The following is a 24973-nucleotide window of genomic DNA, read 5'->3' as shown; positions in this document are numbered from 1 at the left end:
CTCTCACCCACAAAACATTGTAATCTTTGAGGATTACGTATAAAAAATCAGTAAATCATGATAAAATCACGATTTTGATTTTCTCCGCTCTCCCCTTTTAAGGCTCAGGACTCTGCCACTTTCCTATTTTAGGTGGCAGTCTATCCCCAGACTGCCAAAGTCCACTGGAGCATTTCAATCCCACCTCTGCACAGTTGATCTTGGTTTTCTTAAACAGTTCAGCGAACTGTTCAAGGGGGGCCTGACAAATGGGACTGCACCCCAAGATTAAGGACCGCCAATCAGCAGGGAATCATTGGTGCTAAAGTACCTAGTGAATTGTGCAGGGGTAATACTTCTTGGGTTAGCCAACAAGTATTACTCCCAACCACTGCGTCAATCTGGTAAAGCTAGAACATGCTAACGAGTCTGGACTTTTGTCCCAGGCCCTTGATTTTTAATTGGGATAATTTTTCTAATAGTACCTTTTTGAAAGCGGAAATATGCTATAATACTGTATACATAGTAAACAAAAGGGGAATGTCTATGAAAAAGTTGCCACTCTCAAGAGTTAGCCTTATCTGTGTGACCTTGGTTCTGGCCATTCTTGTGGTGGCCGCGTTTTACGATGCGAGCGGCTTGGCGGCTAAGAAGTCTGAAACAAAGTCCGGTCAGGTACAAACTGCTAGAGTTGTAGCCAATGGTGATATCCTGATACACGATATTCTCTACATGAGCGCTAGACAGTCGGATGGCAGCTATGATTTCAATCCCTACTTCAAGTATGCCAAAAATTGGATTTCAGATGCTGATTTAGCCCTTGGAGATTATGAGGGAACGATTAGCAGTGATTACCCTCTTGCAGGTTACCCTCTTTTCAATGCTCCTAGCTCTATTGCCACGACTTTAAAAGAGACGGGCTATGATGTTATTGACTTGGCCCACAATCATATTTTGGATTCCGGTCTGTCTGGTGCTCTGGAAACTGCTCAAACTTTCAATAAGCTTGGGTTAGATACTATAGGTATCTATCAGAGAAATCGCCGCAAGGAGACCTTTCTTATAAAAAAGGTTAATGGGATTAAAATTGCTATCCTAGGATATTCCTATGGCTATAACGGCATGGAGTCCAATCTAAGTAAGAGCGAGTACAAAAAGCATTTATCCGACTTGAATGAAAAGCAAATGAAAGCCGAACTCGCCCAAGCTGAAAAGCAGGCGGATATCACTGTTGTCATGCCACAGATGGGAGTGGAATACCAAAAGGATCCGACCAATGAACAAGTCCAGCTCTATCATAAGATGATCGACTGGGGAGCTGATGTCATTTTCGGCGGTCACCCCCATGTGGTGGAACCAGCAGAGACCTTGCATAAGGATGGACAAAAGAAATTTATCATCTATTCTATAGGAAATTTTATCTCCAACCAAAATCAAGAAACAGTTGATGATATTTGGACCGAACGTGGTTTGCTGATGGATGTGACTTTTGAAAAGGCGGGTCAAAAGACTGTTATCAAAACCGTCAAAGCTCATCCAACCATGGTTTGGCGGCAGCCTACCGGCCAAACAGTTGATGAAGGTTATGATGCCTATAATTATCAAACGTTGGTTCTGGAGGATTTCATCAAAGGCGGCAAATACCGTCATAAATTAGATAGTGCCATGAAAGAGAAGATTGATACAGCTTATAAAGAAATGAAGGAATTGGTGAATTTAAAATGGTAGCAAAGATATGGTTGATAAGAAAGGAAATCGATGACTTTAGCTCAGCAAAAAGTGAAGTTTTTTAGTAAAGCTTATCATGATGTTAAAAGATTATATCTTTCAGCTTTTCCACCTCGTGAGCGCTTTCCTTATTTTTGCTTGCTGCTAAATAGCTTGCGCTCTGTGGCGACTTGCTATGCCTATTATAATAAGGAACGCTTTGTTGGTTTTGCTTATATTATTGAATCTAAGGAGCAGGTGTTTATCCTTTTTTTAGCTGTTAATGGGTCAGTTCGCTCCAAAGGATATGGCAGTATGATATTAGCACAGATTCGTGAATATGCTGGAAGAAAACCGCTTATTTTAACGATAGAGCCTGTCGAGAAAGGCCAAATAGTGAACAAAGAAGACAGCGGCTGTCCTTTTATGAGCGCAATGGATACCAACTGACATCTCATTACTATTACGAGGGGCAGGAGCGCTATCAGATATTGACTACGGAACAGAGTATGGATTTAGAACGTTTTCAAAAATTAGTCAAAAGAGCGGTTCTGGGCTTCGTGCCAATAACAGTACAGTAGGAAACATAATGAGAGAGGTTTACAATGACAAAGGAACGTTTAGCTGCGTTTACAGATGCTATACTGGCTATTATCATGACAATCTTAGTTTTAGAATTAAAGAAACCAAACCCTATTTCTTGGGAAAATCTATGGCAGTTACGAATGAATTTCTTTGCCTATACTATTTCCTTCTTTTGGTTAGGGGCCATGTGGGTTTTATTGCATCGTAATTGGCATGATATTAAAAGTATTTCCAATAAAACAGTTTGGCAGTCTTTATTAATGCTGTTTTTCTCTTCTTTTTTTCCTTATGCCACTAATCTGGTTGCAAGTGATTTCAATAATTCAGCTGCTCAGTCCTTTTATGGTATTATTGTGATAGCAATATCTTGTTCAAATTTGTGGATGCAGAGTGATCTTTCGCATATTAAGGAAAACCAAAAGGCAGAAGCCATCCAAACTTTCTCTGTCAAAAAGAGTCGATGGCTAAAACTTGATATGTTTTTGAAAACTTTAGGATTGTTTTTAAGTTTGACCATTTGGCCATCGGCTATGATGTATACTGTTCTATTTGTTTCTTTGGCTATTGTTTTTCCTAATTCGATTACTGAAGAGAAAAAAGCTAAATAAATTAACTGTACTCCTTGAAATACCTAAGTGACTATGCTATACTATAAAAGTTGACTATATGCACATCCTGTGCAACCGCACGAAAATCGCTTTTAAGCAGCTTTCGTAGCTCACGATTTAGGCGAGTCTTCACAAGAAGGATTTTATCCTTCGTCCAAAAATCTTATAGGAGGTGCATCATGAGCACATACGCAATCATCAAAACTGGTGGAAAACAAGTTAAAGTTGAAGTCGATCAAGCAATCTATGTTGAAAAACTTGATGTTGAAGCTGGAGCAGAAGTAACCTTTGATCAAGTTGTTCTTGTCGGTGGTGACAAAACTGTTGTTGGTACTCCAATTGTTCAAGGAGCTACTGTTGTTGGAACTGTTGAAAAACAAGGAAAACAAAAGAAGGTTGTATCATACAAATATAAACCTAAAAAAGGTAGCCACCGTAAACAAGGTCACCGTCAACCATACACCAAGGTTGTTATCAACGCGATTAACGCTTAATTTCTAATCATGATTGAAGCAACATTTACCAAAGACGCAAAAGGTTGGTCTGGGATGCAAATTACAGGTCATGCCGGCAGTGGTGAGTATGGCTTTGATGTGATTTGTGCTTCGGTTTCTATGCTGGCCCTTAACTTCATCAATTCGGTAGAGGTTTTGACCGGTAAGTCGCCGAAAATGGAATTAGCAGATGAAGGAGGTTTCCTCAAGGTTGAAAAACCTCAAGAACTAGCTCCTCATCAAGAGCAGGTTTGGCAGACGCTATTTGCTTCGGTCGTTATCGGCTTGGAAAATTTAGCGGAAAATTCATCTCAGTATGTCGCCCGGCCTGTCATAAAATAAGCTTTCAACGAAAGGAAAATATTATGATTAAACTTAATCTTTCTAACTTGCAATACTTCGCTCACAAAAAAGGTGGAGGTTCTACATCAAACGGACGTGACTCAGAAAGCAAGCGCCTTGGTGCTAAAGCTGCTGACGGTCAAACCGTAACTGGTGGTTCAATTCTTTACCGTCAACGCGGAACTCATATCTATCCAGGTGCCAATGTTGGCCGCGGAGGAGACGATACCCTCTTCGCTAAGGTTGAAGGTGTTGTTCGCTTTGAACGTAAAGGACGCGATAGGAAGCAAGTATCTGTTTACCCAATCGCAAAATAAGCACAAGCAGGCTTCGGGCCTGTTTTTTTGTTGCCTTCATCACCAACTAAAGAGAAGAGTAAACAAATAGTTGGCGAACGAGAGCTGTTATGGGACAATCCTCGTTTTCTGACTAATTTTATAGTCCACCGAATTGAAAATAGTATTTGCTAGCTAATCGTTCTGGTCCTAACGAAACGACTTTGTATTATTGTATTATTGAGTAAGAAGAATGATGATTTATGACAAGTTATGACATAAATTTTTAAAAAGGAAGTCATTTGGCAACGGTTACAGGAGATTTTTTTAGAAATTTTCCTTTTAAAATCAACAAGAAAACGTTTAACATAATTGTCAATAACTAGAAATAATTTTAAAATTATGTTAGAATAGCTTGACGATTAAAATAGTTTAACTATTAAAAAAGTTAGACATCGTTACTTTTTTCAAATTAGGAGGACTCCCTTGATGGAGAAGAATGTACATTACAAGATGCACAAGGTCAAAAAGAGATGGGTAACTATTTCTGTTGCATCTGCCACTATGCTTGCATCAGCACTAGGTGCTTCAGTAGCCAGTGCTGATACGGACGCTGCAGCAGCTGATGCGAACAATGCTGCGAATGCTGCGGTAGCAGGAGATCAGGCGGCCAGTAGCCAAGATAATCAGGCTGCACCCCTTCCTGCTACTGCGACATCAGAAGATACTGGTTCAACTGAGGAAGTAGCAGTTAACCAAGACGCTCAAGTCGCGAACACTGATACGCAAGAAGCTAAATGGGTTCCTAACACAGATAACAACTCAGAAATCTCTGATGCTGCTGTAGCTGCAGCTGATGTCCAATCTGTTCCCCAAGCCTTGACAAATCTGTCAAACGTCAAACAGGTTGATGGAAAGTATTATTATTACGATGCTGATGGAAATGTGAAAAAGAATTTCGCTATCAGTGTTGGTGATGCTATTTTTTACTTTGATGAAACCGGCGCTTACAAAGATACATCAAAAGTAGGTGCTGACAAGACTTCGTCTTCAGCTAATCAGACAACCGCAACATTTGCGGCTAATAACCGTGCTTACAGCACAGCAGCAGAAAACTTTGAAGCTATTGATAACTATCTGACAGCTGATTCATGGTATCGTCCAAAATCCATTTTGAAAGATGGCAAAACTTGGACAGAATCGACCAAAGATGACTTCCGTCCGCTTTTGATGGCTTGGTGGCCTGATACCGAAACAAAACGCAACTATGTCAACTACATGAACAAAGTTGTCGGTATCGACAAAACTTATACAGCCGAAACTAGCCAAGCTGATTTGACAGCAGCAGCAGAATTAGTTCAAGCACGTATTGAGCAAAGAATCACAAGCGAAAAGAATACTAAATGGCTTCGCGAGGCAATTTCTGCCTTTGTTAAGACCCAACCGCAATGGAATGGCGAAAGTGAAAAGCCTTATGATGACCACTTGCAAAACGGTGCTCTCAAGTTCGACAATGAAACATCTTTGACACCTGATACTCAATCTGGTTACCGTATTCTTAACCGCACGCCGACCAACCAAACGGGTTCTTTGGATCCTCGTTTTACCTTCAACCAAAATGATCCACTTGGGGGCTACGAGTATCTCTTGGCTAACGATGTGGACAACTCAAACCCAGTTGTACAAGCTGAAAGTTTGAACTGGCTGCACTACCTTCTTAACTTCGGTAGTATTTATGCTAATGATCCAGAAGCCAACTTTGATTCTATCCGTGTCGATGCGGTGGATAATGTTGATGCCGATCTATTGCAAATCTCTAGCGACTACCTTAAGTCTGCTTATAAGATTGATAAAAATAACAAAAATGCCAACGACCATGTTTCTATCGTAGAAGCGTGGAGTGATAATGATACACCTTATCTTCACGATGAAGGTGACAACCTCATGAATATGGATAACAAGTTCCGTTTGTCAATGCTCTGGTCATTGGCTAAGCCACTTGATAAACGTTCTGGCCTGAATCCATTGATTCACAACAGTGTGGTCGATCGTGAAGTTGATGATCGTGAAGTGGAAAAAATTCCAAGTTACAGCTTTGCTCGTGCTCACGATAGTGAAGTGCAAGACTTGATTCGTGATATCATCAAGGCAGAAATTAATCCAAATTCATTTGGCTATTCATTCACCCAAGAAGAAATTGATCAGGCCTTCAAGATCTACAACGAAGATTTGAAGAAGACCAACAAGAAATATACGCACTACAATGTGCCGTTGTCTTACACCCTGCTTCTAACAAACAAGGGCTCTATCCCACGTATTTACTACGGAGATATGTTTACTGACGATGGCCAATACATGGCTAACAAGACCGTGAACTACAATGCCATTGAGTCCCTTTTGAAGGCACGGATGAAGTATGTTTCAGGTGGCCAAGCCATGCAGAACTACCAAATTGGTAATGGTGAAATCTTGACATCTGTCCGTTACGGTAAGGGTGCTCTTAAACAAAGCGATAAGGGTGATGCAACAACTCGTACATCAGGTATTGGTATTGTTATGGGGAACCAGCCAAACTTTAGTTTGGAAGGTAAAGTAGTAGCCCTCAATATGGGTGCTGCCCATGCGAACCAAGAGTACCGTGCTCTTATGGTATCAACTAAAGACGGTGTCGCTACCTATGCTACAGATGCTGATGCTAGCAAGGCTGGTATGACTAAACGTACGGATGAAAATGGTTATTTGTACTTCTTGAATGACGACCTTAAAGGTGTGGCTAACCCACAAATTTCTGGTTTCCTTCAAGTCTGGGTACCAGTCGGTGCACCAGCTGATCAAGATATCCGTGTCGCAGCTACTAATGCAGCAAGTACAGACGGCAAATCCCTTCACCAAGATGCTGCTATGGACTCACGCGTCATGTTTGAAGGTTTCTCAAACTTCCAAGCTTTCGCTACCAAGGAAGACGAATATGCTAACGTTGTCATTGCTAAAAACGTTGACAAATTCGTTTCATGGGGTATCACAGACTTCGAAATGGCACCTCAGTACACATCTTCAGATGATGGTCAATTCCTCGATTCTGTTATCCAAAATGGTTATGCCTTTACCGACCGCTATGACCTTGGTATGTCTAAGGCAAATAAATATGGTACCGCAGAACATCTCGTTAAAGCTATTAAAGCACTTCATAAGGCTGGATTAAAAGTTATGGCAGACTGGGTTCCAGACCAAATGTACACCTTCCCTAAAAAAGAAGTGGTTACCGTTACTCGAACAGATAAATTTGGTAAACCAGTTGCTGGCAGTCAAATCAACCATACTCTTTATGTAACAGATACTAAAGGCTCTGGTGATGACTACCAAGCTAAATACGGCGGTGCCTTCCTTGATGAATTGAAGGAAAAATATCCTGAACTCTTCACCAAGAAACAAATTTCTACCGGTCAGGCAATAGATCCATCTGTTAAGATTAAGCAATGGTCTGCCAAATACTTCAATGGAAGCAATATCCTTGGACGCGGTGCTAACTATGTCCTCAGCGACCAAGCAAGCAACAAGTATTTCAACGTTGCAGAAGGTAAGGTCTTCTTGCCAGGTGCTATGCTTGGAAAAGTTGTTGAGTCAGGTATTCGCTTCGATGGTAAGGGATATATCTACAACTCCAGCACAACTGGTGAGCAAGTGAAAGATAGCTTCATCACTGAAGCGGGTAATCTTTATTACTTTGGTAAAGACGGATACATGGTCATGGGTGCTCAAAACATTCAAGGAGCTAATTATTACTTCCTTGCTAATGGGGCTGCCCTTCGCAATAGTATCCTCACTGATCAAGATGGTAAGAGCCATTACTACGCTAATGATGGTAAACGTTACGAAAATGGTTACTATCAATTCGGCAATGACAGCTGGCGCTACTTTGAAAACGGTGTAATGGCTGTTGGTGTAACACGAGTTGCCGGACATGACCAATACTTCGATAAGGATGGTATCCAAGCTAAGAACAAGATTATCGTTACGCGTGATGGTAAGGTTCGTTACTTCGATGAGCATAATGGTAATGCGGTAACCAATACCTTCATTTCAGACCAAGCTGGTCACTGGTACTACCTTGGTAAAGATGGCGTTGCGGTTACCGGCGCGCAAACTGTTGGCAAACAACATCTCTACTTTGAGGCTAACGGCCAACAAGTCAAGGGTGATTTTGTAACAGCTAAAGATGGTAAATTGTACTTCTTTGATGGTGACTCTGGTGACATGTGGACTGATACCTTTGTCCAAGATAAGACTGGTCACTGGTTCTATCTTGGTAAGGATGGTGCAGCTGTCACTGGCGCACAAACTGTTCGTGGTCAAAAACTTTACTTCAAGGCTAATGGTCAACAAGTTAAAGGGGACATCGTCAAGGGCGCTGATGGTAAGATTCGTTACTATGATGCTAACTCAGGCGACCAAGTTTATAACCGCACTGTTAAGGGTTCAGATGGTAAGACTTATATCATCGGTAAAGATGGTGTAGCTATCACCCAAACCATTGCTAAAGGTCAGACCATCAAAGATGGATCAGTTCTCCGTTTCTACAGTATGGAAGGCCAATTGGTGACTGGCAGCGGCTGGTACTCAAACGCTAAAGGTCAATGGCTGTACGTTAAAAACGGCCAAGTCTTGACTGGTTTGCAAACAGTTGGTAGCCAGCGTGTCTACTTTGACGCAAACGGTATCCAAGCCAAAGGCAAAGCCGTAAGAACTTCTGATGGAAAACTTCGTTATTTCGATGCTAACTCAGGCAGCATGATTACGAATCAATGGAAAGAAGTTAACGGTCAGTATTATTATTTCGATAATAATGGCGTTGCTATCTACCGTGGTTGGAACTAAATAAGAGTTCTCAAATCACAGCTATTAAAAAGACTTCCTCACACTTGGGGAAGCCTTTTTATTTGGTAGGGTAGTTTTGAACAAGGTCGTTAAGCTTTAGTCGCAATACCATTGGCGTCGATATTATATTTTTGACTGCCATCGTAGATGCTTGTATTACGCAGCATATCACCTGTATTGAGGTCGAAGTAGCGGTAATTGTTACCGTCTGTATTGACTAGCTTTCCTTTAACTTGTTGATGGTTATAGGTATTAAACATGAGGGTACGACCATCAGGAGTGGTTGTCAATCCGGACGCTACAGAACCATCAGCTTGGTAATAGAGCCAAGCAATACCTACCTTAGCACCTGGTGCAACACCGCGGTAGTCCTGAGTATCAATTTGGCGGAAGCGATCTTTCCACATATCACCTGTGTCTTGGTCGAAGTAGTATTCTTTTCCATCAATCTTCACAGTGTCGCCTTTTACTTGTTTACCCGTTGTGGTATCGAAATAGAGCGTTTGACCATTGATGCTTTGCAAACCTTTGGCCAAGCTGCCATCTTCATTAGCGTAATACCATGCATTATCGCCAGTTGTATAGAAACCAGTCTGCTTATCTTGATCAACCACATTGGCATCATCTTTGCTGATAATGGCGTGACTATCTCTGATTTTAGGACTAGCTTGCTCTTGCTGAGCATCATTCGTTTGAGCATCTTGACTGGCTGCCTGAGCTTGATTAACAGCAGCAGCTACCTGTTCAGGTTGGCTAGACTGATCAACGGCTTGCCATTTTTGCTCAGTATCCGTTTGAACCTGTTCAGTCCCAGAAACTGTTTCTTGGTCTGTTGCTGGCTGATTCTCTGCCTGAATATTTTGACCCTGTTGGCTCTCGGCGGGTTTAGTCACAACAGCAGCGCTATCACCACGTACTACGGTAGAGTCTTGCTGGTCGGCTTTGACTGAACCAGAAGCCAGCAAAGCAGCCGACAGGACAGTAGCAGTACCAGCAATGGTTACCCAACGCTTTTTCACTTTGTGCATCGTATAAGTTCTCTTTCCTTGCATAAAATTTACCTCCTTATGCCCCTGTATTGTACCATACTGTGGAAAGCCTGTCGGCATCGTCTTTAAAACGATTACAGATTGTAACCTCGATGTGATAAATCTCATTTTTTAGCAAGAAAATTAATCTTCAAGAAAACTTAAATTGTAGTCGAGTTATCCCGGATCAGACTAGTCGACGAGTCACAGACATCCTTAACTATTCAGCGAATAATTAGGTGTCTAGATAAAGTCAGCGATAGACTATAACACTGAAGATTGGCAAGGCTAGGTCAATAAATAGCATTTTGATTTTTAAAGAGTAGTAAATTCTAGAAAAGGGGCTCATGATTTTATGGAAAGAGAAAAAGCAGACCCGAACGCGGTCTGCCGCTAAGATTTGGAGAAATTAAGTGTTAAATGATTAGTTTGTTTTCACCCAATTCCACTTGCCCTTGGCATCTTTTTTGTAAACAGATACGCTGCCATCATAATTTCGGCGATAGCCATCATCAGCAGTTCCGTCAGCGCTTAGATGAATCCAACCATCGTATTCTGGTTGGTAACCTAAATACCTTAAGGTATTGCCACGGTTAATTTCAATGGTTTGATTGGTAACCATTTCACCACTCTCACCAAAATAGTAAGTGTTGTCATTGCTCCGGGCAAATTTATTTATAGCTTGTTCGCCATCAGAGAAGAAGAATAGTTTTTTACCATTGATGGTCTGCCAGCCAGTTACTGGTAAGCCATCTTGGCTGATGTAGACCCAACCATCGTAGTGAACAGAATACTGACCAATGTAGAAGTCTTTTTGTTCAAAATGGCCGCCCTTTTGTGTATCCTCTGGATGATCGGGTGTTTTTTTGGTAGCAACACCATTTTCATCAAGATGATAGGTAATACCGTTGAGGGTTACATCAGTATTTGTCCAAATACCGCCATTGTCTTGGTCAAAATAATAGTCGTGCCCGTTAATAGTTTGAAGACGCCCTTTAACTTGAGCTCCTTCATAGCGATTGAAATGTTGGGTATCTTTGGCTTCATCTGCAGTTATGAAGTACATCTTTCTGCCATCGATAGTTTGCCAACCGGTGAGCATCCTGCCGTCTGCCCCGAAATAATACCAATCTGGATATCTCGAATTATCGTTATAATTATATCGTGTTCTTTGAGCAAAGCGATTGGTCCACATTTCACCGGTATCTGGATCGAAATAATAGGTGTCTCCATCAAGCGTGACAGCAACTCCTTTAGCTTGAGAACCATTCTTGTGGAAGTAAAGTTTTTTACCATTGATGGTCTGCCAGCCAGTCACCTTTTGTTTATTGGCATCGAGGAAGTACCATGATACACCGTTTTGATTGAATGAATTAGCAGCTTGGCTGTTGTTGGGCGCTTGGATGGTTAACTCAGCAGGCTGAGCTGGAGTTGCTGGTTGAGCTGCCTGATTGTTGGCTGGTGCCTCTTGTTTTTGGTTTGCTTGGTCATTTTGAGCAGCGGCTTGATCAGCTGCTTGCTTTTCAGGAGCTGGCTTATCTTGGTCAGGGGATTGCTGAGCTTCTTCGGCTTGTCCTTGATTACCACCTGATCCATCTTGGTCAGGGGCTACTTCAGGAGTGCCTTGAACTGGTTTTTGTTCGGCAGCTGGAACTTCTTGCTGCACAACAGGTGCCTGTTCTGCTTTTTGATCACCAGCCTGATTGGCTGGGGTATTTTGCTGAGCAGCTGCCTGTTCTTGAGGAGCTGGGGTCACTTGGTCAGCACTGGCTTGACTGCCAGCTGCAAAAAGTGCTGTAGCAGCTGTTGCGGTTACCGCGATGGTCACCCAGTGCTTTTTAACTTTATGCAGTTTGTAATGTGTCTTCTCTTGCATAATTTTCCTCCTTAATATTAGGTGCAAGTAAAATTGTTCGAATAAATGGGGAGAGATTCCAAACAATTTAGACAATTAACGTGTTTTTGTCTGATTACTCAGACACTTGTATTTTAACATAGAAACAAGCTTACTTTAAGTTAGATTCCGGTAAATCAGGGAAATGATAGGAAAATGTAACTTTTGAAATAATTATCTCAATTGAGAATAAATTGTAAATTTCAATGAAAAGGGGTAAAATGAGCTTATAACAATTGGAGTAGGGATAAATCGAAATGGCAAAGAAACTTTCGGTAATGCCTCAAGACACGCGCCTGATGGCCTTTTTCTTAGGATCGGTTGGTGGTTGCCTTGATGTTTTTTCAAATATGCAATTCGGTACTTTGATTGCCACGCAAACAGGGAACATGCTTCTCTTAATTGCTGACTGGGGTCAAGGCCATCCTGAGCGAACAATTGCCAGCATTTTATCTCTGGTCTGCTTTACTGTGGGATTTTTATTGGGAATTCTAGTTAAGGAGCACGCTAAGAACGCTCATTGGCGGAGTCTGAGTGTCCTGCCCTTAGCCATAACCAGTTTTCTATACCCATTTTTTCCAAGAGACGAATTTTTCTGGATTCCGCTTTTATCAGCCAGCACAGGTCTTATGATGCTGACCTTCACGGGCACTAAGGTTCAGGACCATGCCTATGTTATTATGATGACCTCAGGAAACTACCGTAAGATGGTTACAGCTTGGTTTAATCTTTTTCGAGGCAAAGGTAATCACCGTCAGACCAAGCGTCAGGCTATCAACTACAGTATAGTTGTCGGTAGCTTTGTGGGCGGCGCCATTATTACAGGGGTTTTGACCCATCTAGTAGGACCTTATGCTATCTGGTGTGTCAGCTTGGTTCTTCTGGCTATTATTGTTGTCTACACGACCTTAGTTAAAGCCTATCATTTAGAAGATGAAAATATTTAAGGAAACGAAGGTTCATCCTTCGTTTTTTTTTAACCATTAGTAAGGAACAAGGGAAATGCTAATAAATTTTTGTTATAATAATTCAGTAAGCTCAGGAAAGATGAATCTCTGAGCAATGATTGAAAGCAAGTAATAAGCACTATGAATATTCAACAATTACGCTATGTGGTAGCAATAGCTAACAGCGGAACCTTTCGGGAGGCCGCTTCCAAACTTTTTGTCAGTCAGCCCAGTCTTTCGGTGGCCGTCAAGGATTTGGAGTCCGAACTAGGTTTCCAAATTTTTACGCGGACAACAACGGGAACTGTTTTGACTAGCCGAGGAATGGTTTTTTATGAGAAAGCTTTGGATGTTGTGCGGGGCTTCGACTCTTTTGAGAAGCAGTACACGAAGCCTGATGGTGATTACTATCAATTTTCTATTGCGAGTCAGCACTATGATTTTTTACCGCCGCTGGTGACCACTTTTTCGCAGCGCTATCCAGATTACAAAGATTTTCGGATCTTTGAATCAACGACAGTTCAGATATTAGATGAGGTTGGTCAGGGGCACAGCGATATCGGCATTATCTACCTCAATCGCCAAAACAATAAAGGAATTCAGCAGAAGATGTCCAAGTTAGGCTTGGAAATGGTTGAATTGATTCCGTTTAAAACCCATATCTATCTGCGGAAAAATCACCCGCTGGCTCAGAAGACTAGCTTGACCATGGAGGATTTGGCTGGCCTGCCAACGGTTCGCTTTACCCAAGATAAGGATGAATACCCCTACTATTCAGAAAATTTTGTAGACACTAGTGACAGTTCGCTTATGTACAATGTAACAGACCGGGCTACTCTGAATGGCATTTTAGAGCGGACAGACGCCTATGCGACAGGATCGGGCTTCTTAGACAGTCGCAGTGTCAATGGGATTACAGTTATTCCCCTAGAAGATCATCTGGACAATAAAATGGTTTACGTTAAGCGGGTTGACACTAATCTCTCGACTTGTGCCCTTAAATTTATTGAGGTCATGACTGAGTATTTTAAAAGTTTTAAACCCTAGAAGCTAAGAAAGCTAGTGTCAGCGGACCTTTTAGCTGAATGTCGAGCAAGGAGTAAAAAAGCATGCGTAAGCTTATGATTCCATTGATGATTATCATATTAGTTATTTTGGATCAGTTGAGTAAATTTTGGGTGGTTGAGCATATCCACCAGGGGGCTGTGCAAAAATTTTTACCGCCGATTTTTAGTTTAACCTATGTCCGCAATTATGGGGCTGCTTTTTCCATCCTGCAGAACCAACAATGGTTCTTTACCTTGATGACCATCCTAGTGATAGGAGTGGCAGTTCGATACCTTTGGAAACATTTATCTGGTTCTTTCTGGCTTGTCGGCGCTCTGACATTAATTATTGCTGGTGGGGTGGGGAACTTTATTGACCGATTGAGACTGGGTTATGTAGTCGATATGGTCCATCTTGATTTTATGGACTTTGCCATTTTTAATTTGGCAGATTCCTGCCTTAGTGTCGGCGTTTTACTATTAATTATTGCTTTTTGGAGAGAGGAGCAGCATGGAAGTCATTATTAAACAAGAGGGACAGCGACTGGATAAGGCGCTTGCGGATTTAACCAGTCTGTCGCGTTCTCAGGCCCATCAGGCCATCAAGGATGGTACTGTTCTGGTTAATAGCCAAGTCAAGAAGGCTAAGTACAGTGTCAAAGCTGGGGATATCATCACGTACGAAGAGCCTGAAGAAGAGGTTTTAGACTATGTCGCCCAAGACCTCCCTCTGGAAATTGTTTATGAGGATCAAGATGTTGCTGTCATTAACAAGCCTCAGGGAATGGTGGTTCATCCGTCGGCCGGCCATCCGTCCGGCACTTTGGTTAATGCTCTCCTTTACCACATTAAAGATTTGTCCACCATTAATGGTGTGGTAAGACCTGGTATTGTCCATCGTATTGATAAGGATACTTCTGGTCTACTGATGATTGCTAAGAATGATCAAGCCCACCAAGCTTTGGCCGATGAGCTCAAGGATAAGAAGTCCTTGAGAAAGTATCTGGCTATTGTCCACGGTAATCTCCCCAATGATCGAGGACTGATCGAAGCACCGATTGGCCGCTCAGCCAAAGACCGAAAAAAACAAGCCGTTACTGCTAAAGGTAAACCAGCCGTGACGCATTTTCACGTCTTGGAACGATTTGGAAACTATACTCTGGTCGAATTGCGCCTAGAGACTGGCCGAACTCATCAAATTCGTGTTCACATGGCCTATATTGGTCACCCTATCGCTGGCGATCCTCTCTATGGACCTCGCAAAACGCTCAAGGGTCACGGGCAGTTTCTGCACGCCCAAACTCTCGGTTTCACCCACCCGACGACAGGAGAACTTCTTGAATTTTCTGTTCGGCCTCCGAAACTCTTCCAAGAGACCTTAGAGAACTTGCGTCAGAGTAGGTTGTCATAAAGTGTGTAATTAATATCCCTTCGTTATGCTGTTGGGACCAGTTTATACAACGAACTTGAGCACACTGGTGGTTAAAACAAAAATGTCAGCGCAGGAATGTCACTTGAGAAATAGGGAAAATATGCATTTTCCTATAAATTGAGGCTGGAGTAGACAGCCATGACACTTGTCCCTCATCCACATGTTACCACATTTGAAGAGTGAACTTCCAAAAATTAGGCGTTAAATGAGGCAGCAAAAGACTTGCGGTTAATTCTTGCCTTAGCTAGTAGTTTTTGCTATAATGGGCCCAATGAATAAAATCCTTTAAAACTGTCCAGAGAGGCAGGCAAGGAGACAAGCTCAGAAAAAATGATAGGGTAGGCTTATACCTTTATCGCTTATTTTGTGTTATCTCCTTGCAAGGGCAGGGAGATTTTTTGTTCAAAAAATTATTTTATAAGGAAGGATTTCTTATGAAAACAAAAGAAGTCGTCGATGACGTAACCATGAAGCGGGCCATCACCCGCATCACTTATGAGATTATTGAGCGGAATAAGAGCCTTGATAATCTTGTACTTGCAGGCATCAAGACTCGCGGTGTTTACATCGCTCGTCGGATCCAAGACCGCCTCAAACAGATTGAAGGAATTGACGTTCCAACGGGTGAATTAGATATTAAACCCTTCCGAGATGATGTTAAGATTGAAAAAGACACGACAACAATGCCTGTTGATGTCACTGATAAGGATGTTATTTTGGTTGATGATGTCCTTTATACAGGACGAACAATTCGAGCCGCTATCGATAATTTAGTGAGTTTGGGACGGCCAGCCCGTGTCAGCTTGGCTGTTTTGGTTGATCGCGGCCATCGAGAATTGCCAATTCGGGCTGATTACGTTGGAAAGAATATTCCAACCAGTTCAGAAGAAGAAATTACTGTGGAAATGGTGGAAGTGGATGGTGCTGACCGTGTCACGATCAGTGATCCAAGTTAAGATAGAAACCTCCGCAGACAAGGATTAGTAAGGAAGTAGTTGTGCAAGAAATAACATACGATATTAGCGATATGCCCAAACCCGGGCTGCTCCTAGGCCTATCTTTTCAGCATCTCTTTGCCATGTTTGGCTCGACAGTGCTGGTACCAATCCTAGTAGGAATTGACCCTGCTATCGCCCTCTTCTCCAGCGGTCTGGGAACTCTGGCTCATTTGACTGTCACCAAGTATAAGATTCCCGCCTATATGGGGTCAAGCTTTGCTTACATTGCGACTATGCAGACCCTTCTCAAAACAAATGGGATGCCAGCCGTTGCTCAGGGGGCCATCTCAGGCGGTTTAGTATATCTCTTAGTAGCTCTGATTGTTAAGTTTGCAGGTAAGGACTGGATCGACAAGATTTTGCCTCCCATTGTGGTTGGTCCCATAATTATGGTTATTGGACTTAGTCTGGCAACCTCAGCTGTCGACAATGCTATGCTGGTCAATAATAAATACAGCGTGACTAGTTTAGGCGTTTCCATGATTACTCTTTTTTCGGTTATTCTCTTTAGTATTTATGGGAAAAAGATTGTTGCTGTTATTCCGATTTTACTTGGTTTGATTGTTGGCTATCTCTTTGCCATTGGGCTAGGATTCTTAACAGGTCAGACAATTGTTGATTTTTCAGGAGTGGCCAAGGCTTCCTGGTTAGATATCCCTAACTTCCATATTCTGTTAGCTGATGGTCATTTTAGACTTTATCCAAGTGCCATTTTGACCATGGCCCCCATTGCTTTTGTTACCATGACCGAGCATTTCGGCCATGTCATGGTTCTCAACAGTCTGACAGGTCGTGATTTCTTTAAGGATCCCGGCTTGGAAAGAACCTTAACTGGGGATGGTTTAGCTCAGGTCATCGCTGGTTTCTTCGGCGCTCCTCCAGTAACCTCCTATGGGGAAAATATTGGCGTTATGGCTCTCAATAAGATTTTCTCCGTTTATGTCATTGCCGGAGCGGCGATAATTGCAGTAGTCATGAGTTTTGTCGGTAAGATTTCAGCTCTCCTCCAATCCATTCCTGCCTCTGTTCTGGGTGGCGTTTCTATCTCTCTCTTTGGCGTTATCGCTTCCAGTGGTTTGAAAATCCTAGTTGAAAACAAGGTTGATTTTGACAATAAGAAAAACCTCTTCATTGCTAGTGTTATTCTAGTATCAGGTATTGGCGGACTTATGCTGCAAATCGCCGATCTTCAAATCACTAGTGTAGCTTTCTCAACGCTTCTTGGGATTATTCTCTATCAAATTCTTCCAGAAAAGGACTAAAGACCTATGGCAGTAACAAATGGTATGGTCTCCCTCAAACATCTGGTGACCATGGAAACCCTCTCCAATGAAGAAGTCCTCGGTCTGATTAAACGAGGGATTACCTTTAAGCAGGGTAAGGCTGATTTTCACCTAGATCGGCAATACTTCGCAGCTAATCTCTTCTTTGAAAGTTCAACTCGAACCCACAAGTCCTTTGAGGTGGCCGAAAAGAAGCTGGGCTTGGATGTGATTGAATTCGATGCCAAGACCAGCTCTGTCAACAAGGGCGAAACTCTCTACGACACAATTCTGACCATGTCAGCTCTGGGGGTGGACATCTGTGTGGTTCGTCACTCCAAGGATGACTACTATAAGGAATTGATTGATAGCCGGACTATTCAGGCTTCGATCATCAATGGCGGCGATGGGTCGGGTCAGCACCCTAGTCAGAGTCTCTTAGATCTCATGACCATCTATCAGGAATTTGGCACTTTTGAGGATCTTAAAGTTGCTATTGCTGGGGATATCACCCATTCGCGTGTAGCTAAATCCAATATGCAAATTCTTAAGCGTCTTGGGGCCCAGCTCTATTTCTGTGGTCCCAAGGAGTGGTATTCGCACGAATTCGATGTGTATGGCCAATACGTCACTATTGATGAAATTATAGATCAGGTTGATGTCATGATGTTTTTGCGGGTACAGCATGAACGCCATGATGGGAGAGAGTCTTTCTCAAAAGAAGGCTACCACCGTCTTTATGGTCTGACCAAAGAACGCTATAATCGCTTGAAAGAGTCAGCCATTATCATGCATCCAGCCCCAGTCAATCGCGATGTAGAAATCAAAGATGACTTGGTTGAAGCTCCTAAGTCTCGGATTGTCGCCCAGATGCAAAATGGGGTTTTTGTCCGTATGGCTATTATCGAAGCCGTTCTAAGAGGTAAAGCCTAGGCTGAATTGGCAATTAGAAATCATGTAGCTAATATGCAAGCTATTTAATTGAACACGAGCTAAAATCTTAATAAAAAGACAGACTTCCTTGTGCCTTGGTGGCATGGCGTCAGTTTCCTATTTTTATACAGATTTTTTAAGGCTCTTGTATCTTAAATGAAGGAGAAAACAGGTCAATCCTAGCAAACTTTTGCAAGATGTGACCTTGTCCTGAGGATAGATTTATGACGAAAAGACTATTAATTTTAGAAGATGGCACGATTTTTGAAGGTCAAGCCTTCGGAGCTGGGATTGATGTGACCGGCGAAATTGTCTTCAATACTGGCATGACTGGTTATCAGGAATCCATCACCGATCAGTCCTATAACGGTCAAATTTTGACCTTCACTTATCCTTTGATTGGGAACTATGGCATCAACCGTGATGACTATGAGTCCATTACACCAACCTGTAAAGGAGTAGTTGTGGCGGAGAGTGCAAGACGAGCCAGCAACTGGCGTAATCAAATGTCCTTGGATGAATTTTTGAAATCTAAGAATATTCCGGGGATCTCTGGTATTGATACCCGGGCTCTGACCAAGATTATCCGTCAGAACGGTACCATGAAAGCAACCTTGGCTAATGCTGGTGATACCATCGAACATCTACAGGATCAATTACGGGCGACAGTCCTGCCGACCAATAATATCGAGCAGGTTTCGACCAAAGCAGCCTATCCAGCTCCCGGTGTTGGCAAGAACATTGTTTTGGTAGACTTCGGACTTAAGCATTCCATCTTGCGGGAATTTTCGAAACGCAGTTGTAATGTGACCGTCGTGCCTTACAATACAACTGCTGAGGAAATCCTTAACCTCAATCCTGATGGAGTCATGCTTTCCAATGGACCAGGAAACCCTGAGGATGTGCCTGAAGCTCTGGACATGATCCGGGGAGTCCAAGGCAAGATTCCTATTTTTGGTATCTGCATGGGACATCAGCTCTTTAGCTTGGCTAACGGTGCTAGAACCTATAAGATGAAGTTTGGGCATCGAGGCTTTAATCATGCAGTGCGTGAAATTGCTACAGGGCGGGTTGATTTTACCAGTCAGAATCACGGTTATGCTGTTGATCGCGAGACCTTACCGGATAGTCTGATTGTCACTCATGAAGAGATTAATGATAAGTCTGTCGAAGGGGTTCGTCATCGCTACTATCCAGCGTTTTCGGTTCAGTACCATCCAGATGCTGCCCCAGGTCCTCATGATGCCAGCTATCTCTTTGATGAGTTTTTGGAATTGATTGATGCTTTCAAATTAGAGAAAGCTATCCGCTAATATTTAATGTTGTACAGTGAGACGACGAATAGTAGAAAGGAGAAGTTCAGTTAGCGTTCCTAACTGAACATGGGACTAAATCCTTAGGAAAAAAGAGACGTAGCTGTTGGTGCTTTGGCACTTTACAGATATAGATACTTAGCAGTGTAAAACTTCCTAGGTGTTGACCTCTGCGTCAGATTTCCTATTTTTCTACAGGATTTTTTGCAAGCAAACTGTCCCTTTGTATCTTGTATTATGCCGAAACGTTCTGATATTTCTAAAATTATGGTCATCGGGTCTGGTCCAATTATTATTGGTCAGGCTGCTGAGTTTGACTACGCTGGCACCCAAGCCTGCCTAGCTCTGCGTGAAGAAGGTTATGAGGTTGTCTTGGTTAACTCGAATCCAGCCACTATCATGACCGATAAAGAAATCGCCGACAAGGTCTATATTGAACCTATCACGACTGAATTTGTGACCCGCATTTTGCGCAAGGAAAGGCCAGACGCCCTCTTGCCAACTCTTGGTGGCCAGACCGGGCTCAATATGGCTATGGAACTGTCTAAAGCGGGTATTCTGGATGAGCTGGGTGTTGAACTTCTAGGAACCAAGCTTTCAGCTATTGATCAGGCTGAAGACCGTGACCTGTTCAAGCAGCTCATGGAAGATTTGGAGCAACCGATTCCTGAATCACAGATTGTTAATACTGTTCAGGAGGCCTTAGATTTTGCGGCCGAGATTGGCTACCCTGTCATTGTCCGCCCTGCCTTCACTCTGGGAGGTACCGGTGGCGGTATGTGTACCAATAAAGAAGAATTGCGTGAAATTGCCGAGAATGGCCTGAAGCTCTCGCCTGTTACACAATGCTTGATTGAGAGATCCATCGCTGGTTTCAAGGAAATTGAATACGAGGTTATGCGGGATAGTGCTGACAATGCCCTTGTAGTATGTAACATGGAAAATTTTGATCCTGTTGGTATCCACACAGGGGATTCCATTGTTTTTGCACCAACTCAGACGCTGTCCGATATTGAAAATCAGATGCTGCGGGATGCCAGTCTAAAAATCATTCGTGCCCTTAAGATCGAAGGTGGCTGTAATGTCCAGCTGGCTCTGGATCCTCACAGTTTTAAATACTATGTCATTGAAGTTAATCCGCGAGTATCGCGTTCCTCAGCGCTGGCTTCCAAAGCAACAGGTTATCCCATTGCTAAACTAGCCGCTAAGATTGCGGTGGGTTTGACTTTGGACGAGATGATTAACCCCGTTACAGGAACAACCTATGCCATGTTTGAACCAGCCCTTGACTATGTTGTGGCAAAGATTCCCCGTTTTCCATTTGATAAGTTTGAAAATGGAGAACGCCGCCTAGGAACACAGATGAAGGCGACGGGTGAAGTCATGGCTATCGGCCGCAATATTGAAGAAAGTCTGCTCAAGGCTTGCCGTTCGCTGGAAATCGGTGTTCACCACAATGAGATGCCAGAATTAGCGACAGCTAGTGATGACCAGCTCTTCGAGAAGATTGTCAAAGCTCAGGATGACCGACTTTTCTACATTTCGGAAGCTATCCGTCGCGGTTTTAGCATTGAAGAAATTTCAGACTTGACCAAGATTGATATCTTCTTCTTGGATAAGTTGCTCCATATTTTTGAATTGGAGCAAGAGTTACAAAAGAATGTTGGCAATCTTGATATCTTAAAAGAAGCTAAACGTTTTGGTTTTGGTGACAGAAAAATTGGTCAACTTTGGGGAATGGATACCGAAGCCATTCGCCAGCTGCGCTTAGATAATAATATTATCCCCGTCTACAAAATGGTTGATACCTGTGCCGCAGAATTTGAATCTGCGACCCCATATTTCTACTCAACCTATGCCTTTGAAAATGAATCAATCAAATCGGATAAGGAATCAGTTATCGTGCTGGGTTCTGGCCCGATTCGCATCGGTCAAGGGGTGGAATTTGACTATGCAACCGTTCACTCAGTTAAAGCCTTACAGGCAGCTGGTTATGAAGCCATCATCATGAATTCCAATCCAGAGACCGTCTCGACTGACTTTTCCGTATCTGATAAGCTCTATTTCGAACCTCTGACTTTTGAAGATGTCATGAATGTCATTGATTTAGAGCAGCCTAAGGGCGTTATTGTACAGTTTGGTGGCCAGACAGCCATCAATCTGGCCGAACCCTTGTCTAAGGCCGGGGTTAAAATCTTAGGAACCCAAGTGGATGATTTAGATCGAGCAGAAGACCGTGACCTTTTTGAACAGGCTCTGCAAGATCTTGACATTCCACAGCCGCCGGGTCACACAGCCACTAATGAAGAAGAAGCAGTAGCTGCAGCCCGTCAAATTGGCTTCCCAGTATTGGTTCGCCCCTCCTACGTACTTGGTGGCCGCGCTATGGAAATCGTTGAAAACGAAGACGATCTTCGCTCCTACATGAGAACAGCCGTTAAGGCGAGCCCAGACCATCCAGTTCTTGTTGATTCTTACTTGGTTGGTCGTGAGTGTGAAGTCGATGCCATATCAGATGGTAAAGATGTTCTCATTCCGGGTATCATGGAACATATTGAACGAGCCGGAGTTCACTCAGGGGACTCTATGGCCGTTTACCCACCGCAAACCTTCTCTCAAGAGATTATCAATACTATTACTGACTACACTAAGCGTCTGGCTATCGGACTCAATTGTTACGGCATGATGAATATTCAATTTGTCATTCACAACGAAAGGGTTTACGTCATTGAGGTTAATCCACGTGCCAGTCGGACCGTGCCATTTTTATCCAAGGTAACTGATATTCCAATGGCTCAGGTTGCAACCAAGCTAATCTTGGGGCAAAGCCTAGCTGATTTAGGCTATCAGGACGGTCTCTATCCTAAGAGTGATCGGGTTCATGTTAAGGCCCCTGTCTTCTCCTTCACCAAATTGGCTAAAGTAGACAGCCTTTTAGGCCCTGAAATGAAATCAACTGGTGAAGTTATGGGTTCGGATAAAACCCTAGAAAAAGCCCTCTATAAAGCCTTCGAAGCCAGCTATCTCCACCTGCCAACCTTCGGTAATGTCATCTTCACCATTGCAGATGATACCAAAGAAGAAGCCTTAGAGCTGGCACGTCGTTTTGATGCTATCGGCTATGGTATCTATGCAACAGCTGGAACCGCATGCTATTTCAAAAAACATGGCCTAAATTCAGTCATTGTTGATAAGCTGGGTGATAACGATGACAATGATATTCCAGCCCTGGTTCGGACCGGTGTTGTCCAAGCCATTATCAACACGGTTGGTACCAAGCGGACAGCAGATAAAGATGGTCAGACTATCCGCAGCTCAGCCATTGAAGCAGGTGTTCCCCTCTTCACGGCACTGGATACGGCAGATGCTATGGTCAGAGTATTGGAAAGCAGGAGCTTCACAACTCAAGCCATTTAGAGGAACTTAGAATTTTCTTATTATCAACTTAGGACTGGGAGAATTTTCCAGTCTTTTTTAGAAGTCTGAAAATGCAACTGGCTGTATTGGTGATTTTGATAAAGTGAGGCGTGAAGAAGCTCAATCGGTGAACCTTTAGTCCTGAGCGCTCAGCAGCTTACAGTCGCCGACAGTCACTGAACAAGCAGCCGGTTCACACATAAGCAACATTAGTCTTACCTTTAAGCAGTCGCAGTCAGATTAGATGATGAGTCGCCACCAGCTTGACTATCCAGTGAATCATTTAAGGTTGGGAATAAGTCAAAGTGAAAACAAGAACGTATCATTTGGGTTTTCAAAGAATATTTAGTTGGTTTCACACCAAAGGAACCATATAAATAGACCGCCTGATAAACAGACAGGTAGCTATGATTTATAGATTAAAATAACGAAATTTTCTAAGAAAAGTCGATTCACGACATATTTTGGCCGATTCACGACATTTTCGTGCACAAAGTAAAAAATAGGTTATACTGTCATTGTTGGATGCAATAGTTGAAGCTTGTTAGTATTTTTGATTGGTGATTAACTCAACAAGCTTCCTGACTCCTTCTTTATTTAAATCAACTCGGGTCCTTTGCTACTTTAGGCCCGAGTGATTCTTTACTCCCAAATAGTAAAAGGAGAGGCCGTATGGGTGCTTTCCTTTTGCTTTATTTACTAGTTTATACTCAAAGAAAATCAATAATAGATAAGACGACGAAGCATAGACAGTACTGGGTTACGGCAAGCTGAAGCCAACGGGATATAGTTTTGATTTTTAAAGAGTATTAGCTTAATGTGCAATGCCACAGTCTTATAGGAGGTAGCGGCGAATGAGAACCTATCGGAGGTTTACTGTAACCAGCCTTATCACCCTAATGCTCATTATCTGGCTGGGATTTTTCTTGTCGATTGCCCTATGGAAGATTATCTTTCTAGGAGTAATTAATTTTATCCTAGACTATTTGGTATACCGTGTAGCTTATGAGGAATCTTCTGGCAGTGAATTAACGTTGCGAGAAACATTACAAGGATTTTATCGGCTGATCGGCAATAAGTACTCACTAGTATTTTTAGGTCTTGTACTTATTACAGTCATCTACGATTATGTGACTCACAAGCCTTTGATTGATAACTATTTCTTTATCAGCCTTGTCATAATGACTTACGGGATTCACTTTATCAGCGCTTCCAATGGCAGTTCTAAGAGAGGTCGACGATAACATCTTCTATCAGTTTATTACTCTAATTTTATTTAATAAAATTAACAAAAATAAGTAATTGAGATGTTATTTTGGAATGGTAAAGTGATAAAGTAGATTTTCAACAATAGTTGTTAAGTCGAAAGTTGATTATTTGTTAAAAATTTAGGTTATATTTATTTTATGGAGAAAAGTGATGAAAGCAAGTTATAAAGGAAAATTGATTGATGTCTGGCGAATTAGCAAGGCCTCCCCTTATCCTGCTTGGGTGGCAGAGGCCTTTAAAAAGAAGTGTTTGACTTGGAGGGATAACAAGAATTTGCAGATTTTGATTCCAGCCTTGGATCCTAATTGGGCTAGTGACAGCCATTTTTATGGTTATGGTATGTATGCAACAGCTCAGGTTGGCGATGTTATCGACCATACCAATGGACGGATTATTCCAGCTGAGCGTTTCGAGCAAGCCTATCGTACCATTGGCGATTGGTAATAGACTCACTCAGAAACGAGAACAATTTACGTTGAGAAATGAGCTGAGATGTTTTCATCTTAGTCTCTTTTTTATGCAACTTTAGTCGGTCTCACACCTTTGAAGCGAGCCAAATACATCACCTG

At 42.5% G+C, this 24973-nt stretch carries 19 protein-coding genes, 1 pseudogene and 1 other annotated feature; of the genes and pseudogenes, 18 read left to right on the top strand and 2 right to left on the bottom strand.

Annotation, left to right across the window (positions count from 1 at the left end):
* The first annotated feature begins 525 nt into the window (after window positions 1–525).
* The 7 genes and pseudogenes from STRCR_RS08150 to STRCR_RS08120 all read left to right on the top strand — a co-directional run bounded on the left by STRCR_RS08150 (window position 526) and on the right by STRCR_RS08120 (window position 8865).
* On the top strand, window positions 526–1707 hold the full coding sequence (locus STRCR_RS08150) for a CapA family protein (protein WP_004228745.1): 1182 nt from the start codon (window positions 526–528) through the stop codon (window positions 1705–1707).
* Window positions 1708–1737: 30 nt separating this feature from the next.
* Window positions 1738–2267: pseudogene (locus STRCR_RS08145) on the top strand (GNAT family N-acetyltransferase).
* A 24-nt stretch (window positions 2268–2291) separates the two neighbouring features.
* Window positions 2292–2879, top strand: coding sequence for a TMEM175 family protein (locus STRCR_RS08140; protein WP_002264144.1), 588 nt, complete (start codon window positions 2292–2294; stop codon window positions 2877–2879).
* A 63-nt stretch (window positions 2880–2942) separates the two neighbouring features.
* Window positions 2943–3018: a sequence feature (ribosomal protein L21 leader region), on the top strand.
* A 40-nt stretch (window positions 3019–3058) separates the two neighbouring features.
* A complete protein-coding gene (rplU, locus tag STRCR_RS08135) occupies window positions 3059–3373 on the top strand; it encodes a 50S ribosomal protein L21 (RefSeq protein WP_004225697.1) in 315 nt (104 codons plus the stop codon).
* A 9-nt stretch (window positions 3374–3382) separates the two neighbouring features.
* Window positions 3383–3715 carry a ribosomal-processing cysteine protease Prp gene (locus STRCR_RS08130; protein ID WP_004228332.1) on the top strand — a complete coding sequence of 111 codons (333 nt, stop codon included), beginning with the start codon at window positions 3383–3385 and terminating at the stop codon, window positions 3713–3715.
* A 23-nt stretch (window positions 3716–3738) separates the two neighbouring features.
* Window positions 3739–4032, top strand: coding sequence for a 50S ribosomal protein L27 (gene rpmA, locus STRCR_RS08125; protein WP_004229856.1), 294 nt, complete (start codon window positions 3739–3741; stop codon window positions 4030–4032).
* A 447-nt stretch (window positions 4033–4479) separates the two neighbouring features.
* The gene (locus tag STRCR_RS08120; protein WP_004226184.1) at window positions 4480–8865 is read left to right on the top strand and encodes a glycoside hydrolase family 70 protein; all 4386 of its coding nucleotides are present in this window, start codon (window positions 4480–4482) and stop codon (window positions 8863–8865) included.
* An 89-nt stretch (window positions 8866–8954) separates the two neighbouring features.
* On the opposite strand, the gene STRCR_RS08115 is transcribed toward STRCR_RS08120, so the two are convergent.
* Complete coding sequence (locus STRCR_RS08115) at window positions 8955–9917, bottom strand: hypothetical protein (protein ID WP_004228707.1); 963 nt, start codon at window positions 9915–9917, stop codon at window positions 8955–8957.
* Between the two features lie 400 nt (window positions 9918–10317).
* Entirely contained in the window at window positions 10318–11769 is a 1452-nt protein-coding gene (locus STRCR_RS08110; protein ID WP_004229649.1) for a KxYKxGKxW signal peptide domain-containing protein, read from the bottom strand.
* A gap of 275 nt (window positions 11770–12044) precedes the next feature.
* On the opposite strand from STRCR_RS08110, the gene STRCR_RS08105 reads away from it, so the two are divergent.
* From STRCR_RS08105 to STRCR_RS08055, 11 genes are all read left to right on the top strand, one after another.
* The gene (locus tag STRCR_RS08105; RefSeq protein ID WP_040804593.1) at window positions 12045–12734 is read left to right on the top strand and encodes a YoaK family protein; all 690 of its coding nucleotides are present in this window, start codon (window positions 12045–12047) and stop codon (window positions 12732–12734) included.
* A gap of 141 nt (window positions 12735–12875) precedes the next feature.
* Window positions 12876–13781: a LysR family transcriptional regulator gene (locus tag STRCR_RS08100; RefSeq protein WP_004225322.1), complete on the top strand. Its 906-nt coding sequence runs from the start codon at window positions 12876–12878 to the stop codon at window positions 13779–13781.
* A gap of 62 nt (window positions 13782–13843) precedes the next feature.
* On the top strand, window positions 13844–14308 hold the full coding sequence (gene lspA / locus STRCR_RS08095; protein WP_004227128.1) for a signal peptidase II: 465 nt from the start codon (window positions 13844–13846) through the stop codon (window positions 14306–14308).
* Complete coding sequence (locus STRCR_RS08090) at window positions 14292–15191, top strand: RluA family pseudouridine synthase (protein ID WP_004228882.1); 900 nt, start codon at window positions 14292–14294, stop codon at window positions 15189–15191. The genes lspA and STRCR_RS08090 overlap by 17 nt, the downstream gene beginning before the upstream one ends.
* A 455-nt stretch (window positions 15192–15646) precedes the next feature.
* On the top strand, window positions 15647–16168 hold the full coding sequence (pyrR, locus tag STRCR_RS08085; RefSeq protein WP_004228456.1) for a bifunctional pyr operon transcriptional regulator/uracil phosphoribosyltransferase PyrR: 522 nt from the start codon (window positions 15647–15649) through the stop codon (window positions 16166–16168).
* A gap of 41 nt (window positions 16169–16209) precedes the next feature.
* Window positions 16210–17472 (top strand): uracil-xanthine permease family protein, encoded by a 1263-nt coding sequence (locus STRCR_RS08080; protein WP_004229806.1) that lies wholly within the window; start codon window positions 16210–16212, stop codon window positions 17470–17472.
* 6 nt (window positions 17473–17478) lie between these two features.
* Window positions 17479–18405 carry an aspartate carbamoyltransferase catalytic subunit gene (locus STRCR_RS08075; RefSeq protein ID WP_004227815.1) on the top strand — a complete coding sequence of 309 codons (927 nt, stop codon included), beginning with the start codon at window positions 17479–17481 and terminating at the stop codon, window positions 18403–18405.
* A 224-nt stretch (window positions 18406–18629) separates the two neighbouring features.
* The gene (locus STRCR_RS08070; protein ID WP_004226278.1) at window positions 18630–19718 is read left to right on the top strand and encodes a carbamoyl phosphate synthase small subunit; all 1089 of its coding nucleotides are present in this window, start codon (window positions 18630–18632) and stop codon (window positions 19716–19718) included.
* Between the two features lie 237 nt (window positions 19719–19955).
* Window positions 19956–23135, top strand: coding sequence for a carbamoyl-phosphate synthase large subunit (gene carB, locus STRCR_RS08065; protein ID WP_004227548.1), 3180 nt, complete (start codon window positions 19956–19958; stop codon window positions 23133–23135).
* A gap of 854 nt (window positions 23136–23989) precedes the next feature.
* Entirely contained in the window at window positions 23990–24379 is a 390-nt protein-coding gene (locus STRCR_RS08060) for a hypothetical protein (RefSeq protein ID WP_004227866.1), read from the top strand.
* 175 nt (window positions 24380–24554) lie between these two features.
* A complete protein-coding gene (locus STRCR_RS08055) occupies window positions 24555–24848 on the top strand; it encodes a hypothetical protein (protein ID WP_004229166.1) in 294 nt (97 codons plus the stop codon).
* Window positions 24849–24973: the final 125 nt, after the last annotated feature.

Origin of the sequence: Streptococcus criceti HS-6, from assembly GCF_000187975.2 — a bacterium.
In the GTDB taxonomy this organism is placed as follows: Bacteria; Bacillota; Bacilli; order Lactobacillales; family Streptococcaceae; genus Streptococcus; species Streptococcus criceti.
Note: the sequence above shows the minus strand (reverse complement) of the source record. Positions and strands in the feature narration are given on the sequence as shown.

Bases quoted from the DNA above. Each gene is read 5' to 3' on its own strand.
- STRCR_RS08150 (WP_004228745.1), top strand. From the start codon at position 526: ATGAAAAAGTTGCCACTCTCAAGAGTTAGCCTTATCTGTGTGACCTTG.
- STRCR_RS08060 (WP_004227866.1), top strand. From the start codon at position 23,990: ATGAGAACCTATCGGAGGTTTACTGTAACCAGCCTTATCACCCTAATG.
- STRCR_RS08140 (WP_002264144.1), top strand. From the start codon at position 2,292: ATGACAAAGGAACGTTTAGCTGCGTTTACAGATGCTATACTGGCTATT.
- STRCR_RS08090 (WP_004228882.1), top strand. From the start codon at position 14,292: ATGGAAGTCATTATTAAACAAGAGGGACAGCGACTGGATAAGGCGCTT.
- STRCR_RS08130 (WP_004228332.1), top strand. From the start codon at position 3,383: ATGATTGAAGCAACATTTACCAAAGACGCAAAAGGTTGGTCTGGGATG.
- rpmA (WP_004229856.1), top strand. From the start codon at position 3,739: ATGATTAAACTTAATCTTTCTAACTTGCAATACTTCGCTCACAAAAAA.
- lspA (WP_004227128.1), top strand. From the start codon at position 13,844: ATGCGTAAGCTTATGATTCCATTGATGATTATCATATTAGTTATTTTG.
- STRCR_RS08105 (WP_040804593.1), top strand. From the start codon at position 12,045: ATGGCAAAGAAACTTTCGGTAATGCCTCAAGACACGCGCCTGATGGCC.
- STRCR_RS08100 (WP_004225322.1), top strand. From the start codon at position 12,876: ATGAATATTCAACAATTACGCTATGTGGTAGCAATAGCTAACAGCGGA.
- STRCR_RS08120 (WP_004226184.1), top strand. From the start codon at position 4,480: ATGGAGAAGAATGTACATTACAAGATGCACAAGGTCAAAAAGAGATGG.
- STRCR_RS08070 (WP_004226278.1), top strand. From the start codon at position 18,630: ATGACGAAAAGACTATTAATTTTAGAAGATGGCACGATTTTTGAAGGT.
- STRCR_RS08075 (WP_004227815.1), top strand. From the start codon at position 17,479: ATGGCAGTAACAAATGGTATGGTCTCCCTCAAACATCTGGTGACCATG.
- STRCR_RS08110 (WP_004229649.1), bottom strand. From the start codon at position 11,769: ATGCAAGAGAAGACACATTACAAACTGCATAAAGTTAAAAAGCACTGG.
- rplU (WP_004225697.1), top strand. From the start codon at position 3,059: ATGAGCACATACGCAATCATCAAAACTGGTGGAAAACAAGTTAAAGTT.
- pyrR (WP_004228456.1), top strand. From the start codon at position 15,647: ATGAAAACAAAAGAAGTCGTCGATGACGTAACCATGAAGCGGGCCATC.
- STRCR_RS08115 (WP_004228707.1), bottom strand. From the start codon at position 9,917: ATGCAAGGAAAGAGAACTTATACGATGCACAAAGTGAAAAAGCGTTGG.
- carB (WP_004227548.1), top strand. From the start codon at position 19,956: ATGCCGAAACGTTCTGATATTTCTAAAATTATGGTCATCGGGTCTGGT.
- STRCR_RS08055 (WP_004229166.1), top strand. From the start codon at position 24,555: ATGAAAGCAAGTTATAAAGGAAAATTGATTGATGTCTGGCGAATTAGC.